Annotated in this window: 12 protein-coding genes and 1 other annotated feature; of the genes, 3 read left to right on the top strand and 9 right to left on the bottom strand. The window is 33.5% G+C overall.

The genetic code is table 11. The features are described 5' to 3' along the window. The 9 genes from BUA73_RS12605 to BUA73_RS14440 form a co-directional block, all read right to left on the bottom strand. Window positions 1-2,272 (bottom strand): immune inhibitor A domain-containing protein (locus BUA73_RS12605; RefSeq protein ID WP_072904473.1); only part of this gene is annotated, 2,272 nt, incomplete at its 3' end. Window positions 2,273-2,592: 320 nt separating this feature from the next. Next, on the bottom strand, window positions 2,593-3,459 hold the full coding sequence (locus BUA73_RS12600) for a DMT family transporter (RefSeq protein WP_178139276.1): 867 nt from the start codon (window positions 3,457-3,459) through the stop codon (window positions 2,593-2,595). Window positions 3,460-3,480: 21 nt separating this feature from the next. Continuing rightward, entirely contained in the window at window positions 3,481-3,783 is a 303-nt protein-coding gene (locus BUA73_RS12595; RefSeq protein ID WP_072904471.1) for a hypothetical protein, read from the bottom strand. A gap of 24 nt (window positions 3,784-3,807) precedes the next feature. Continuing rightward, complete coding sequence (locus tag BUA73_RS12590; RefSeq protein WP_072904470.1) at window positions 3,808-5,004, bottom strand: phosphopentomutase; 1,197 nt, start codon at window positions 5,002-5,004, stop codon at window positions 3,808-3,810. A 118-nt stretch (window positions 5,005-5,122) separates the two neighbouring features. After that, window positions 5,123-8,233 carry an isoleucine--tRNA ligase gene (ileS, locus tag BUA73_RS12585; RefSeq protein ID WP_072904469.1) on the bottom strand — a complete coding sequence of 1,037 codons (3,111 nt, stop codon included), beginning with the start codon at window positions 8,231-8,233 and terminating at the stop codon, window positions 5,123-5,125. Window positions 8,234-8,315: 82 nt separating this feature from the next. Beyond that, window positions 8,316-8,542 (bottom strand) — a binding site (T-box leader). A 72-nt stretch (window positions 8,543-8,614) separates the two neighbouring features. Beyond that, window positions 8,615-10,243 carry a hypothetical protein gene (locus tag BUA73_RS12580; protein ID WP_084672266.1) on the bottom strand — a complete coding sequence of 543 codons (1,629 nt, stop codon included), beginning with the start codon at window positions 10,241-10,243 and terminating at the stop codon, window positions 8,615-8,617. Between the two features lie 30 nt (window positions 10,244-10,273). After that, a complete protein-coding gene (locus BUA73_RS12575; RefSeq protein WP_072904468.1) occupies window positions 10,274-11,101 on the bottom strand; it encodes a formate/nitrite transporter family protein in 828 nt (275 codons plus the stop codon). A 326-nt stretch (window positions 11,102-11,427) separates the two neighbouring features. Beyond that, window positions 11,428-12,057: a response regulator transcription factor gene (locus BUA73_RS12570; protein WP_072904467.1), complete on the bottom strand. Its 630-nt coding sequence runs from the start codon at window positions 12,055-12,057 to the stop codon at window positions 11,428-11,430. Between the two features lie 18 nt (window positions 12,058-12,075). Next, window positions 12,076-13,134, bottom strand: coding sequence for a sensor histidine kinase (locus BUA73_RS14440; protein ID WP_242942393.1), 1,059 nt, complete (start codon window positions 13,132-13,134; stop codon window positions 12,076-12,078). A 214-nt stretch (window positions 13,135-13,348) separates the two neighbouring features. Between BUA73_RS14440 and BUA73_RS12560 the strand changes: the two genes are divergently transcribed. From BUA73_RS12560 to BUA73_RS12550, 3 genes are read left to right on the top strand one after another with little or no spacing between them, the layout of a single operon-like run. Beyond that, window positions 13,349-14,284: an ABC transporter ATP-binding protein gene (locus BUA73_RS12560; protein ID WP_072904466.1), complete on the top strand. Its 936-nt coding sequence runs from the start codon at window positions 13,349-13,351 to the stop codon at window positions 14,282-14,284. 10 nt (window positions 14,285-14,294) lie between these two features. Beyond that, window positions 14,295-15,422: an ABC transporter permease gene (locus BUA73_RS12555; protein ID WP_072904465.1), complete on the top strand. Its 1,128-nt coding sequence runs from the start codon at window positions 14,295-14,297 to the stop codon at window positions 15,420-15,422. Then, complete coding sequence (locus BUA73_RS12550; protein WP_072904464.1) at window positions 15,409-16,575, top strand: ABC transporter permease; 1,167 nt, start codon at window positions 15,409-15,411, stop codon at window positions 16,573-16,575. The genes BUA73_RS12555 and BUA73_RS12550 overlap by 14 nt, the downstream gene beginning before the upstream one ends. The last annotated feature ends 42 nt before the right edge of the window (window positions 16,576-16,617 follow it).

Raw genomic sequence — 16,617 nt, 5'->3', positions numbered from 1 at the left:
GAGCTTGAACTGCAACTGTAGCATTTTCAGTAGCCTTTGCAATGTGAATCTTCGCTGAACTTCTATTGCTGCTCTCTTCTGTAACAAATACATTTAAGCCATATTCTCTAAGGTATATACCTTTAACACCATTTCCATAGTTTCCAGTGTAGTCATTGCTATCTTTGAAAGAAGGATTCATAAATAAGTTGTTATCAGTAACAGTATATGCTTTAGTTCCTGAACCACCCTTGATATTTATCCCTGATCCTTTTCTTAAGCTAAATGCGGCATCATGCATTTGATAATTTATACCATCTGCTCCACTTCTGCCATCTACATACTGATACATTACAGGGTTTTGATCAGCGTCTACCACTGTTGCATAGGCTTCACCTGGATGAGCCTTTACATCTTGGTTTGGAGTAAAGTCGTTATATTTTTCATTGATGTACCATACAACTAAACCTGCATCGTATTGTAGAGTTGGTCTACCTATATTTATAGTTCCTAAACCTTGGTCAACCAATCCATTGTCCTTATTTCTCCACTCTAACAAGTAGTAGTGGTTTGTAGCTTCCTTTGTTGTACCATCAGACATATAGAAACCTTCAAATTTAAAGTTCTCTTCGCCCTCAGCACCATCAAAGAATATTTCCTTATCACCATCACTAACTTTTAAATTGTCAAAGAAGAATCCGGAGTAAGGTCCATTGTCATCTGTAGACAATCTAAATCTTAAATCTATCTTCTTGCCCTTGTAAGCACTTAAATCAAAGGCTATATCTGTCCAATTATCAATTCTATCTGTGAATCCCCAACCTGGATTTCTGTGAAGAATTTGTTCTGGAGTATTATTGTCCTTTACCCATGAATCTACTTTGTCTGTTGCAAGACCATTTTTATCTTGAAGGCATACCCATTTATCTGTTCCGGCTTCTTTAACCTGAACTGAAGCAAAGTCAAAGCCAGGATCTAAATCATACCATGCATTTATGCTAAGTTCTGGCGCTGCAGCATTAGTTAAATCTATAGGATTTTTAGTTGTCATGTAATTCTCTAGATTGTCTGCGCATCCACTAAAGAAGAATTTACTTCCGTGTACTGGCTTAGCCACAAGTTTATCGTGTTTTGCTGGAAGATCTATTCTTACAGTATCATTATTGCTTCCCTTTAAACTTGCCTGGTCAAGAACGATATCCAAACCTTCTGAAGTTATATCATTCAAGTCAAGCTTTGTTGATTTCTGCCAGTTAGAATCTGTTCTCTTTCTCTTTAAGAAATCATTTTGAAGGAATTGTCTGCAATAAGCTCCATAGCTTACAGGCTGCGAACCTCTTGGTTCACCAGTATAGCTTCCGCCCATGATAGACCAGTTTTCAACTGGAACATCTGACCAGCTTCTTGAGTCATATAAATCTGGAAGTCCTAGAACATGTCCAAATTCATGACAGAATAAATCTACTGGTAAATCTTGTTCAAACACAGTGAAGTCTTCCAATGACAAAGTATTTCCCGCTTTATCTGTAACTGTAGGATTTTTATCTATAACAGCTTTTTTCTCTTCTACAGTCATGGTGTCAACTTCGTTCTTATATCCGAACATATTGTATCCCCATCTGAATGGCCATATAGCATCGTCGCCTAATGAACCTCCGCCCCATTCTTCACCTAGGCCCGGATGTATAACTACGATACTATCTATTATTCCGTCTGGCTCATTGTAATCCCCATCTCCATCTAAGTCCCATTTGTCCTCAACATCAAATTGAGATAAGTCTAGGTCTTTAGCTGCAGCGGCAATTGCTTCTTTTACAAGACCGTCTCTACATCTTTTCTGATCCCCTGGTGCATCATTTGAACCGTAATCAGCAGCATTTCCCTTTGCCATATACCATCCAGCTACAGTACCATCGAAGTCGTATACTCCGCCTGATTCCTCTTCAAAGAATTTTCTAACTGTGATGTGTTTTTTTCCATCGCTTGTTTCATAATAATCTTTTCCAAAAAACAAATCCTGATAGAATTCCTTTGTAGTTTCAGAACCCTTAAAAGAATTTATTCTCCAAGATTCCTTTGCGTCAAGTTCATGGTGTTTGTAATCCTGAAAGTCCATTAATATAACTAATGGCTTTGCAGTAAACTTTGTTCCCTTGAACTCTGCTTTTTTTGCATTTTCAAGGGCATTGTTAAATACTGCACCCTCTGCTGCAAAAGCAGTCATGGAAGTTGCTAGTGAACTTAATAACATTGACCCTGATAATACTACACTAAGTAACTTTTTGTTTTTCATGTGCCTACCTCCAATATGTTTTAATAGTCCCAATTATTATATTTTATTATATTTAATCATATAATAAAAATTTTATAAATTAATTATATCTTATTTTGTTAACATAATAAAGAGTTTAGTTGCAAAAAGTTTAAATTTATTATGATATTCGCATTTTTTTTATTTGTTTTAATAATTTTCTTGTTATTTATTGCATATTTAAGGTTTTTTTATTTACATTTTATTAATTTTTTCTATTTTAGAAAATATAAAAGCAAAAAATACAAAGGGTATTTTTTGCTTTTATATAATAAAATTTAATTTAAATATATATTTGTTTCCTAGTTTTTCACTGTTTTATTCACCCTTTTGTTGTAGGCGAATAAAGTTATAGCTGTTATTATAATTATTATGCCACCTATTAAACTGTATAAATCGGGTATTTCTTTAAACACAATAAAGCCTAGTGTGGCAGCAAATATTATATTGCAGTAATTGTAAATAGATACTTCACCTGCTGGTGCATATTTGTATGCTAAGGTCATGGTAATTTGAGCAAAACCGTAGCACAATCCAATACCCACAAGCACCATTACCATATTAAAATCTGGCATTACAAAGTTAAAAAGCATGGGGATACCTGTGCCAATCATTGACACAAAAGAAAAATGCGCAACAATGGTGGAGGAATCTTCTTTATCCCCAATATAGCTTATAGCAGTATATGCTGCTCCCGAAACTATAGCAGAAATGAAACCCGATGCTGCCGGTATCATAGTCATACTAAATTTGGGTTTTATAACTAACAGCGCTCCGATAAATACTACAATCAACGATGGGATTTGTAGCTTATTCATCTTTTCCTTTAAAATCACGTAGGCAAATAACGTAACAAAAAAAGGTGACAGCTTGTTCAACATAGATGAATCCGCTATGGAAAGTTTACTGATTGCATAGAAGTTCGTAATCATGGCCATAAGCCCAAACAAAGATCTTATAAACAGTGCCTTTTGATTGCTTTTCTGCCCAAATATGCTGGCCCTATTTTTCTTTACTAATATAACTGAAATGATAAATGTGATTAAGTTGGTAAAGAACAACCGTTGAAATAGAGGTATATTATTTCCTAACTTTATCACCACATTCATGAGAGCGTAAAGGAATGCTGATGCTAGCATAAATAATATACCCTTTGTGTACTTTGTCATTTTTGACTCCCCCATTTAAAATTATTTTTCTAAGTAAAGATTTTTGTCTACTTCAACACCATTTAAAGCTTCGTATTCGTCTTCTTCAGAGTTTTTCTTTAAATCTTTAAAAGTAGTAAACATTTCTTCTCTAAAATAAGCTACTTCTATTCTCGGAAAGTTTTCTAAAGGCTTAAACCCTTCAAGAACAGCTTTCTTCGTCTCCTCCTCAAAGTATTGAAAGTAGTATTTCTTTCCTTCACTCCATAGTTTGCCCAGCTTAATCTTTGAGCTGTCGTCCTTGTGCCATACTAAATAGATACAATTTTCCTTATTTGATGTCATATTATCACCTCGAATAAAATTTGACTATATATAGTCATTAAAATAATCTATAATCAACTCATTAATGTAACTTAAATCATTTTTGCACCCAAGATATATTGGTCCTTGCTCTTTTTCTTGCTTATTGTGTATCATCACTGGTACCACTTCTCTTGTGTGCCTACTATGTCCTATACATGGGTCGTTTCCATGATCCGCTGTTACAATGAGTAAATCTTCTTGACTCATTTTCTCTATTATTTTTCCTATGGATACATCGATTTTTTCCAAAGCACTTCCGTATAAATTGGCATCACACAAATGGCCTGCCATATCAGTTTCCTGAAAATTTATAAAAATAAGTTTTTCACCAAAACTTTCAATTTCACTTAATGCAATTTTTTCTATTGCATCTGTTTCTTTCTCATTGTACTTATATACATTTTTGTTATCTACAAAGTCACAAACTTTGCCAACTAACGCAATGGGGATGTTTTTCTCAGGTAATTCTTGCAACATTGATCTTACTTTGTCATTGGAGGTTTTTTCTAAATCCAAGTTTTTTATAAGATAAGTTCCACTGTAGTTTCTACTGTAAAGTGAACAAGTGGATGCCCTTATACCTATATACGCACCATCTACCACCTTTATACACCTTTTTAGTTCATTTATTTCAACATGGCAACTACAAAGTGATATTCTTGGTGTATCTACCAATGCCCTGACTAATTTCCCAATTTGCTTAAGTGAATCCATATTGCAACCTTTAGCTCCTATAACCGTATACAGCTGGCCTTTATCTCCCTCTAAATTGTCGCTTATAAGTATGTTTTCATCTACCACAAGGCATGATGCTGAACCTTTTCTAACTACTTCTAATGTATACCCACATTGTAGCAATTTATTCCTTATTTCATCTATAAAAACTGAAAATGGTGAACTGCCAAACCCTTGCGTACTTAATCCCATAATTTCATTGTGACCTAAAAAGGAATCAGCCCCCTTGTACCGGAGAAGACACTTAGCATACTTGCAATGTTTAGATTTTTCATGGCCATTAAAACTGTAACCTAGAGCATTTATAAGTCCTAACTGTTCCAAAACAGGAATTTTAAGATTTTTATTGTTTTTAATCACACTTAGAAGTGTATTTGCTCCAAAATCCTCTTCCCTTTCATTCATAACATCATCCATGGCACCGATTCCAAGACTATCTATAACCACAAGAATAGCTTTTCCCATAAAATCACCTTCTTACACGGTATAATCACGTTTATCTCTCTGTTTATAATGAAAACAGAGGCATATTTATCCATAAAATTCGTTTAAATATGCCTCTATAATTTTACATTATATCATTCTATTTTACAACTTCAACATTTAAATTTAATGTTTCTCCGTTAATTTTAATTTCTTTATAGTCGCTTTCTTCATCAAATAGAATATTCACTGTAAGAGTTTCTTTTTTTATGGTATCCTCGTATTTTCGTATAATGTCTTCTAGCATATTATTTCCCGAAACATACATATTTATTCTGTCATCTACTTGGAATCCACTTTCTTTTCTCATATTCTGAACTTTACTTAAAATTTCTCTTAAATGGCCTTCTTCTCTTAACTCTTCAGTTATATTAGTGTCTAAAAGAACACCTATATCCCCTTCACCAGAAAAAGCATAACCATCAAGACCTTTCATGTTTACAAGGAGATTTTCTGAATTAAGCTCAATATCCTGACCTGCTGCATTTACCACAACACTTTCACCGGAACTTATTTTTGATGCAAGGTTCATCTGATTTTCAGCAGATATAGCTTTTCTTATTTCTGGTATAAGTTTTCCATAAGTCTTTCCAAGCACTGGTAGATTAGGCTTTATCTCAAAACTTACATATTTTGAAACGTCTGCTCCAAATTGAATTTCCTTAATGTTAAGTTCATCCTTTATGATGTCCCCATAGTATTCCGGTATAACATTAGTAGATAAAAGCATTTTCGAAAGTGGCTGCCTGTTTTTGATATTTGCGCTGTTTCTAGCTGCCCTACCAAGCTTTACAACTTTATAAGCTAAATCCATTTCCTTTTCAAGAGATTTGTTTATGAATTCCTCTTTACACTGTGGCCAGTTGCAAAGATGTATACTCTCCTCTGCTGACTTATCTAGATTTACTACTAAGTTTTGATATATTTCCTCTGTTATAAATGGAACAAATGGAGCCGCAATCTTACAAAGTTCAACTAACACTTTGTGAAGGGTTACATAAGCACCAATTTTATCCTCTGTTAAAGTATCCTGCCAGAACCTAGCCCTGTTTCTTCTTACATACCAATTTGATAATTCATCCACAAATTCTTCTATTTCCACAGCTGCCTGAGTTATCTCATAATTGTTTAAATGACCATCTATGGATTTATTTAGAGAATACAATTTTGAAATTATCCACTTATCCATAACATTTTCTGATACAAAATCCTTATAATTATATGGATTAAATTTATCGATATCAGCATACAAAACATAGAAAGAGTAAACATTCCAAAGAGTGCCAAGGAATCTCCTTCCAGTCTCTGCCACATCATCCTCTGAGAATCTTGTAGGTAACCATGGTGCACTAGCAGTGTAGAAATGCCATCTTGCAGCATCTGCACCCTCGTGTTCAAGTACATCAAATGGGTCTACTACATTGCCCTTGTGCTTTGACATCTTTATGCCCTTTTTATCAAGAACGTGTCCTAGAACTATGCAGTTTTCAAACGGAGCTTTATCAAACAATGTGGTAGATATAGCCTGTAATGTGTAGAACCAACCTCTTGTCTGATCCACAGCCTCTGATATAAACTGTGCTGGGAAGTTCTCCTCAAATATTTCTTTATTCTCAAATGGATAGTGATGCTGTGCAAATGGCATAGAACCTGAGTCAAACCAACAGTCAATTACTTCCTTAGTTCTTGTCATAAGTTTTCCACAGTGTGGACAATTTAACTTTACTTCATCAATATATGGCTTATGTAATTCCATATTCTCATTTACATCCACACCTTTTTCCATAAGCTCTTTTCTACTGCCAATACACTCTTGATGACCACATTCACACTGCCATATTGGAAGCGGAGTACCCCAGTATCTATCTCTGCTTATGCCCCAATCAATGTTATTTTCAAGGAATTTGCCCATTCTTCCTGTTCTAATATTGTCTGGCAACCAGTTTATGCTATTATTGTTTTCTATGAGTCTATCTTTAACCTTTGTTGTTCTTACAAACCAACTGTCCTTTGGATAGTATAGTAGTGGAGTATCACATCTCCAGCAATGAGGGTAAGAGTGAGTATGCTTTTCAGATTTATATAAGATACCCTTCTCTTCCATGTACTCTATGATCTTTTCATCAGCTTTCTTTACGAACATTCCCTTCCATGGCTCTACAGACTCAACAAAGCAACCACTCTTATCCACAAGATTTATAGAAGGTACATTGTTCTGTTTGCATACACGATTGTCATCTTCACCATAAGCTGGTGCAGTATGAACTATTCCAGTACCATCAGTTAGAGTAACAAAATCTCCATGAATAACAAAAAAAGCTTTTTCCTTTGGAGTTTCGAACTTAAACATCTGCTCGTATTCCATACCAAGAAGTTCTTCGCCCTTAAACTCCCTTACTACTGTGTATTCTTCACCTAAAATATTTTTGGCCAAATCCCTTGCCAATATATATATTTCACCCTTTTGTTCTGCTTCCACGTAATCATATTTTTTATTTACAGTAAGTGCCATATTACTTGGCAAGGTCCATGGAGTTGTGGTCCATGCAAGAAAATACTTGTTTTCTTCACCCTTAACTTTGAACTTTACTACAGCTGTAGCTTCTTTTACATCCTTATATCCTTGAGCTACTTCGTGAGAAGATAAAGCAGTACCACATCTTGGGCAGTATGGCATAACCTTGTGTCCTTGATAAAGCAATTCCTTATCCCACATCTGCTTTAGAGCCCACCATACAGATTCTATATAGTTATCATGGTAAGTAACGTATGGATTATCCATATCAACCCAGAAGCCAAGTTTTTCGGACATATCTTTCCAAAGACTTGTATACTTGAATACGCTTTCCTTACATTCCTTAATAAATTTTTCTACACCGTACGCTTCTATCTGTTCTTTTCCAGATATACCCAGTTTCTTTTCAATCTCAAGTTCCACTGGAAGACCGTGAGTATCCCACCCTGCTTTTCTTAAGACTTTGTATCCCTTCATGACCTTGTATCTTGGAATTATATCCTTCATTACACGAGTTAATACGTGTCCTACATGTGGCTTTCCATTGGCAGTTGGAGGTCCATCATAAAAGGTAAAATATTCTCCTTCTTTGTTCATATCAAAGTTTTTCTGAATAATATCATTATCATTCCATAATTTTGCTACTTCTTTTTCTCTATCCACAAAGCTCTGTGAATTATCGATTTTTTTGTACATAATCATCATCCTCTCTTCTAACATATTTTTAATTTATACTTTCACTTTTCATGTTTAGTTACAAATAAAAAAACTTCGCCCTTAATAGGACGAAGTGTAATGTCTCCGCTATACCACCTATGGTAATAATATAAGTTTAGGTACATAATAATACCCTATCCTTTAACGCAGGAATACGTAACAACCTACTATAAAAATTCAGCCTTAAGCTCATAGGTGATTTTCACTATTTCTCTGCCACGGGTTCTCACCACTCCCCGCTCTCTTTTGACTTACAAAATAGTTACTCTTCCTAATCAATGCTTTTACTTATAACTAATATCTTTGATTATAGAGCACATTTTTTTGTTTGTCAACAAGGATTAAACTATTATTAACTAGCTACTTATTTAATGTTGCATTTTCTATGGACTTCACAGTAATGTTTCCATTTCCACTTTCAACATACTGTATTTTTACTATATCCCCTTCTTTAGTGACAGTGAGTTCTTTATTTATCTCTACAGGTATTGTAAATATCTGTTTGTTATCATTTAATTTCATAATAGTGTACTGTATGTTTTTTATAGTTGCCTGACCTATTCTCTCTACCACACCTTCTAAGGATTTTAATTCACCCTTTTCATCAATGGTTATGGAATTATCTCGAGATATTTCTTCCAAATAATCATCATAGGCTTCCCTAATGGTCTCACCAACACCTACAGAATTATAGTTTTTCACATTTACAAAGGCATAGTTTTTTATCAAACCCTTATTGTCCAATAAGGTTGTAAAGTAGGTAGGTTGAGAATTTATATTGGTCAAAATAGGGAAAGTACCTGTATATCCATATTGCTGAACCTTACCTTCTGCGGATTTAACTGCTGCAGTTTCTATGGCTCCAGATACCTTATACATATTTGTAACTCCAGTTCTAGAGTTGGTAAGGAAGAACCCAACAAGACTCTCATCAGCACCAACAGAAGTAATTCCTGTGTAATAATAGCAATCGTCTCCATTATAAATAACCTTTATTCCTTCAGTCAAAGTTAATTTATCTTTATTGCTAAAATTGAATACACCATGAACTAGTTCTCCCCAATTTTTCAAATTCGTTTCTGCTATATCTTTAGTCTGAATCCTATCTACCCATTCTGGAGTGTCTTCCACAGAGTAAACCTTAGACTCGCCAGTCTGAGCGTCAATAAGTAAAGTTCCAACCACCTTTTCCCCTGAAAGACCAACATCAAGATCATACATGGAAATAGCCCAATAAGGCCTAAGGTTATCATCCAATTCAAAAGAAAAATCCTTTAATCCCTTTGTAAGTTTATTCAAGTAAGCATGTCTCTTTAAATTAGAGAAAAAGTATGCACTCTTTAGATATTTTAAATTAATCTTTTCTCCATTAAGTTCTGTAATAAGCCTAACATCATTTTGCTTTGTAGCATTTACCATTACATAACCAGGGGTTCCTTTTTTATTGCTGAACCACTTAAAAAACCCTTCATGCTCTAGCGGTGCTACGTAAAATAGTTCGTCCTTTACCTTTTGTATGGTAAACTCTCCAATGTCAACCTGTGACCCCAAAGAAGGTATTTCACCTAGCTTTTTGTCCGCAATATTTTTGGCTAAAACGCTATTATTTATAGGTAGTTTATCTAAATCTACAGCCTTGATATCATCTTTAAACTCGTATGTTTTAATTTCTCCTGCAAGATTTCTATACCTTTCATAATTGAAAATTTTACTAGTTGAAATAACAGCCAAAACAACAATGGCAATAAGAGTACTGATGACCCCTATACGCAACATCTTTTTGTTGCTTTTTATGCTATATATAATTAAAAATGTCCCATTAATAACTGACCAAATAATCAAAAACCTAAATAAAAATTTCACGTTTATGGGAATAAATAAAAAGAACATATTGATTACAAACAACACCGCTAAAACTAATATGTTTACCAACACAATCCCAATCAAAGTTTTCCCTGCCATTGAGCTAATTTTATTTTTTAAATTCACTTTAACATCCTCCTTCGTTTTCTACACTTTTTACTTATTAGATCTCTTATTATAGGCAAGCCAATATAAACCTGCTACCACCACTGCACCGCCGATTATATTGCCTAAGGTTACTGGCACCAAATTCCCTAATATACCAAAAGCGTTTATATTATTTAACTTATCAAGGGGCAATGAAGCAGTTTGAGCCAATGTCATATGGCCTTTTGCCATAAAAGCAAAGGACAAATAGTACATGTTGGCAACACAGTGTTCAAAACCTCCGATAACAAAAGCCATAATGGGCATGACAGTCATACCTATTTTCCCTATAATATCTTTTGCAGCATAAGAACCCCACACAGCACCGCAAACAAGAATATTGCACAAAATACCACTGGCAACACCTTGCCCAAAGGATATGTTTACTTTATTCGCTGCTGTTTTCAAAACAGAAATTGCAAAAGCACCCTTATTAATGTCTAAGGCACCACCATACAATAGAAGCAAAGAAATAAAAAATGATCCTATGAAGTTTCCTAAGTAAACAATAATCCAATTTTTCAATAACTCTTTTATACTTATTTCTTTCTCAAGCCAAGCAATGGACATAAGAGAATTGCCTGTGAACAGCTCACCACCACATATAAGCACCATAATTAGTCCAACGGGGAAAACAACTCCCGATACTAATTTTGCAACTCCATAATTTCCAATACTGTGAGATGCCACACCAGCGGCAAATCCCCCTAGGGCTATAAACATACCTGCTAGAATACTAAGTGTTACATTTTCTTTAAATTTTTTTGCTCCCTTTTCTATACCAATATTTTTGGTAAAATCAAATATTTCCTTGGGTTTTAGCATTTTATTTTCCATATAAACAACCCCTTTTACTATTTTAAAACTGGTTCTAGGCCAGTTTGTTCTTTAAATTCTTTTAAAATATGTTTATTATAGGCAATGACCCAATATGATTTAAATGAGCATGGCATCCAATAAGATTTTTTTATTATGAAGTTCAAGCAAAATTGAACTTCCTCCTATTTCTAAAGCACCACCTAAACACTCAACTGTCATACTTTTATCCATATATATACTCCATTCCTTTAATAAACAATCTTTTCTTTATTCCTTTATTTCATAGTATATGCACCAGTTTTTGCTATGAAATCGAAAGGCTATACCTTTATTATACTACATTATCATTTTAAATGATTAAAATAAAAAATAGCCAATTGGGTCCTATCTCTTAAAGATAGTTTCTCCAAAATATTACTTATATAATTTCTAATAGTGCCTTCACTCAAAAATATCTGGCCGCTTATTTCTTTGTTGGATAAGCCTTTGGAAATCAGTTCTATAATTTCTATTTCTTTTTCACTTAATTGGTACTTTTCCATATAATCTTTATAATTGCTCTTACTATTAAGCATCTCTGGGAGCTTGGATACGATTTCATCCCCAAAAACATTTTGTCCCATATCCACAGCCTTCAAGGCTGGTACTATACTTTCATAATGTTGCTTCAGGATATACCCCTTAGCCCCTGTTTTTAATGCTGCAATAATATACTCATGGTCAGAAAAAGTGGTAAGAAACAACACCTTTGCTTCAGGATACTCACTTATAATATCTTTAGCAGCATCAATACCAGTTTTCTCTCCCATCCTTATATCCATAAGGATTACATCAGGTTTATGAGTTTTATATAATGATATAGCCTCTTCGGCATTATGCCCCATGGCTAAAACTTCTATTTCCTTTGTAGATTCTATAATTATTTTTAGTGAAGCTGATATTATTTTATCATCATCTACAATTATAATCTTCATATTTTTCACGCCCTTTTTTTACAAATTAAAACTAGCAAAAATTCTAAACCCATTTTGATTTTGAATGTTCACTACACCCTTAAGACTTTCTACCCTCTGTTTTATACTTTCAATTCCCATGCCCTCTGTATTTATATTCTTCTTTAAGGTTCCATTATCGTATATTATAAGCTGTAATATTTTTGGATGCTCATACAATTTTAATTCTACCTTTGTAGCATTGGAATGCTTCATAACATTGTTCAAAGCTTCCTTTACAATATTTATAATGGCATATTTTAGTTGAATGTTAATATTACTACTCACTTGATAATCCATTTCTATATAACAAAAATCAAAGTCATCACTGATTTTCTTAAGCTGTTGATACAAATCTATAGAATCATCCCTTAGATCATGAACACTACGTCTTATAGAATCCATACCATCATTTAAAGTTTCATTGACCATGGCAAGATTTTTTTTTGCATTTTCATCAGTAGTGGTGGTCATGATAGCTCCAATTTGTATTATAGAACTAGATAATAAATGACCCACATTATCGTGAATTTCCCTAGCAATTCTATTCCTTTCGTTAAGAGTGGCCATGCTTATTTCTTGATCCTGCCTATATCTTAGTTCTGATAACTTGGTCTCTAAATTCATGGATTTTTCCTTTAGACTGTCTCTTTGTGATACAAATTCTCGTCTTAACCTTTCAGCCTTGGAAGCATTAGCCTTTAAAACGCACCCTATTATAATAATTGTAGGCATTATTATGATAGTGCTATATCCACAGAAATCCACATTTTTTACAAGAACAATTATTCCTAACATGACGACATATTGATTTTCCTGCATCATCATATCATAAGCTATAAGTGGCATAAAATACGTAAATTGTGGATAAAAGAAGCATAAAACACAGTAAACGCAAAAGACTATAACATTTAAATATTTCTTATTGAAGTATTCCAAAAAACAACTTATAGCAATGGACACTGTTATAGGTATAATAGCACTTATTCCGTCCATTTTTGTAAAAGCTATGAGTACCAAAGATAAAAGAATTATAACCTTATTTATAATATTATTCATGATATCTTCTCCAAATTTTTATATTACTTAATTTTATCTTAAGTATATCATTTACAAAAAACATCTGCAATTTATATAACTTAATGACATTTGTCACATGGATCTTATGACAGCGGACACTTATTAAAGAGTAAGCTAAACCGTATAATGGTATCATAGTAAGGAAACTTATTAACATTGTGACTAATTTTGTTATGAAAGGGGATAATATATTATGCCAATAGTAGAAATAGAAAATTTAGTAAAACGATACAAGGAACTTACAGCACTTGATCACCTAAGTCTAGAAATTAATGAAGGTGAAATCTTTGGACTTCTAGGACCAAATGGCTCTGGCAAAACAACTCTTATAAATTGCATGCTCTCACTTTTAAAATTCGATAAGGGCACCATAAAACTTTTCAACAAAGATATGACACCCTATGCCTACGATATAAAAAAAGATATGGGCGTGGTCATGCAAAACGTAGCTGTCATAGAGGAATTAACAGTATATGAAAATATAGATTATTTCTGTAGCCTCTATATTAAAGATAAAGAGCTTAGAAAACAATACGTGGAAGAAGCTATGGATTTCGTGGGGCTTGGAGATTTTAGAAAATTCTACCCTAAAAAACTAAGTGGTGGACTCCTTAGAAGATTAAATATTGCCTGCGGAATTGCCCATAAACCCAAACTAATAATCATGGATGAACCAACGGTAGCTGTGGATCCGCAAAGTAGAAATAATATACTTCAAGGCATCGAAAAACTCAACAAAGAAGGCGCAACCATCATTTACACTTCACACTATATGGAAGAAGTGGAGCAGATATGTACAAGGATAGCAATATTGGACAAGGGTAAAGTCATCGCCAAGGGCACAAAGGAAGAGTTAAAATCCATGATAGCCCTAGGTGAAAAAGTTGTTGTTGAAACTTACGGTTTGAAGGAAGAACAGTTGAAAATATTCAAGGAACTTCCAAATGTTATCAATTTGGAGTACAAAGACAACCAATTAATCTTAAGTTCCAAAGGTGGGAAAAGCAACCTGTCAAATATTTTAGATATTATAAACAAAAATAATATTTCTTATGGAAGAATTTATTCCGAGCTCCCAACATTAAACGATGTTTTCCTTGAGATTACTGGAAAACAACTTAGAGATTAGAGGTGATACTATGTTTTTTACCATGTACAAATACAGATTAAAACATCTATTTAGAGATAAAATAACAATGTTCTGGCTTCTAATTTATCCATTGCTAATGGCAACAATATTCAATCTATGCTTCAAAAACCTTCTCCAAGGTGAAGTTTTTGAAAAAATAAATATTGCAGTTGAAAATACTAGCTCCATATCCACTGACATAAAAAATGCCATGGAAAAAAGTGAACTCTTTAATATAAAATTAGTAAATTCCCATGAGGGTAAAGAACTCCTAGATAGCAACCATATTGATGCCTTCGTTACAATTGATAAAAATACTGGATTATGTGAGCTTAGCTTTAAAAAGGAAGGTTTAAATCAGTCAATTACAAAAGTATTCTTTGATAGCTATACTCAAATTTCCTCCACCATAAGCAATATAGTAAAAAGTGGTGCAGTAAAATCCCCTGAAGAAGTTTTTAGTAAAATAGACTTAAATAAAACTTATGTAGAGAATGTGCCTGTGAACAGTTCCAATAATGTTACAGTAATATACTTCTACTCCTTATTTGCCATGACATGCTTTTTTTGTATAACACTTGGTGTAGATATATCTAATGAAATTCAGGCTAATCAGTCAAATATTGCTTGTAGGCTGTGCATTGGTCCTGTAAATAAATTCAAGATCCTTATGTCACTGTTGGCTGGCTCCATGACCTTTCATATAATCAGCATAATATTAACATTGCTATATATGACTCTTGTATTGCAAATAGACTTTGGTAGTCAACTTGGTCTCGTATTTTTAATTGGTGTTGTAGGAAGCTTTTGTGGTATGTCTATTGGCTGCTCCATAGGCGCTGCCATAGTAAAAAAAGATGGTATGAAAATGGGACTTGCCATTGGTATTACCCTCTTATGTTCTTTTTTATCTGGTATGATGAATATTGAAATAAAATATCATTTTTCAAGCAAGTTCCCTATACTGTCAAGATTAAATCCTGTGGGACTTATCACTGATGGACTGTACTCCCTCTACTACTATGGTGATACCTTAGACAGATATGTATCCAATATAATCATCCTCATTATCATAGGTGTTATATTCAGCATGGCATCATTTTTATTGTTAAGGAGGCAAAAGTATGAAAGTATTTAATGCTTATTTTAAAATCTTCAAGAAAAGCTCATTGCTAATGTCCCTGATGTATCTTGGCATTTTCATGGCTATAACAGTTTTTTATGCTACTACTGCAGATTCGCCATCAGAAAAAGCTTTCAATATGGAAAAATGTAAGGTAGCCATCATAGATAATGATAATTCAGCCTTTTCCAAGGGACTAAATCAATTACTAGAAAAAAACACTCGAAACATTGTTTTAAGTGAAAGGGATAAAGAAAACCTTAAAGATGTATTATTTTTTAGGATTGCAGAATGTATATATACTGTTCCTCATGGTTTCGAAGATAGAATAAAATCCGGTTCTCACATGCAATTACAAACCATGACTATACCTGATTCCAGCGTAAGTGCCATGGTAAATCAAATGGTGAATAAGTATATTACCACAGTATCCATGTACACTATTGATTCTAAACTAGACATGGACACAGCAGTAAAATATGCATTAGAGGATTTAGAAAAAGAAGTAAAGGTAAATATTGAAAATGATACAACTTTAACATCCTCCGACCAAAGCTTAATAGCTTACTTTAACTATCTGGTTTATCCGTTAGTAGCTATTATGATTTTAACTATTTCTACTACCATGATAAAACTTAATAAGAGAGATTTAAAGAGACGTAATATTTGCTCGCCAATGCCTATGAGCAAATTTAATATGGAATTGTTTCTCGCTAATATATGTATTTCTATAATAATATTTATTTTATTTATAATCCTTACTGCAGTGGTCTTTAAAAGTACAATGTTTACAATTAAAGGTATGCTATTAATAATTAACACCCTTATCTTCACTATATGTTGTCTTAGTATGTCATTCTTAATTGCAGAAGTGGCCAATGAAAAAACTGTTTCACCTATTTCCACTATTTTTTCACTTATGTCCTCCTTTATAGGTGGTTCCTTTGTTCCTCAATCCATGCTGAGCAGTACAGTGAAAAGTATAGGAAACTTTGTACCTTCTTTTTGGTATGTAAAAGGTAATAACTTAGTTAGCAATGTATCTACTTTAAATTTTCAATCATTGAAACCTTATATGACCTCACTTTTAGTTCAAATATGTTTTGCCGTAGCATTCCTAGCCATTGCCCTGGTAATAATTAAACAGAAAAGAACATCAGAACAGTAGTGTGAAAAATAAAGGTACAAGCGCCCACTATATATAGTGGAA

The sequence above is a fragment of the Hathewaya proteolytica DSM 3090 genome (assembly GCF_900142225.1).
GTDB lineage: Bacteria > Bacillota > Clostridia > Clostridiales > Clostridiaceae > Hathewaya > Hathewaya proteolytica.
Note: the sequence above shows the minus strand (reverse complement) of the source record. Positions and strands in the feature narration are given on the sequence as shown.

What these genes read in the sequence shown, in the direction of transcription:
- BUA73_RS12575 (WP_072904468.1), bottom strand. Translation starts at nt 11,101, where the DNA reads ATGGAAAATAAAATGCTAAAACCCAAGGAAATATTTGATTTTACCAAA.
- BUA73_RS12595 (WP_072904471.1), bottom strand. Translation starts at nt 3,783, where the DNA reads ATGACATCAAATAAGGAAAATTGTATCTATTTAGTATGGCACAAGGAC.
- BUA73_RS12560 (WP_072904466.1), top strand. Translation starts at nt 13,349, where the DNA reads ATGCCAATAGTAGAAATAGAAAATTTAGTAAAACGATACAAGGAACTT.
- BUA73_RS12550 (WP_072904464.1), top strand. Translation starts at nt 15,409, where the DNA reads ATGAAAGTATTTAATGCTTATTTTAAAATCTTCAAGAAAAGCTCATTG.
- ileS (WP_072904469.1), bottom strand. Translation starts at nt 8,233, where the DNA reads ATGTACAAAAAAATCGATAATTCACAGAGCTTTGTGGATAGAGAAAAA.
- BUA73_RS12570 (WP_072904467.1), bottom strand. Translation starts at nt 12,057, where the DNA reads ATGAAGATTATAATTGTAGATGATGATAAAATAATATCAGCTTCACTA.
- BUA73_RS12600 (WP_178139276.1), bottom strand. Translation starts at nt 3,459, where the DNA reads ATGACAAAGTACACAAAGGGTATATTATTTATGCTAGCATCAGCATTC.
- BUA73_RS12555 (WP_072904465.1), top strand. Translation starts at nt 14,295, where the DNA reads ATGTTTTTTACCATGTACAAATACAGATTAAAACATCTATTTAGAGAT.
- BUA73_RS12590 (WP_072904470.1), bottom strand. Translation starts at nt 5,004, where the DNA reads ATGGGAAAAGCTATTCTTGTGGTTATAGATAGTCTTGGAATCGGTGCC.
- BUA73_RS14440 (WP_242942393.1), bottom strand. Translation starts at nt 13,134, where the DNA reads ATGAATAATATTATAAATAAGGTTATAATTCTTTTATCTTTGGTACTC.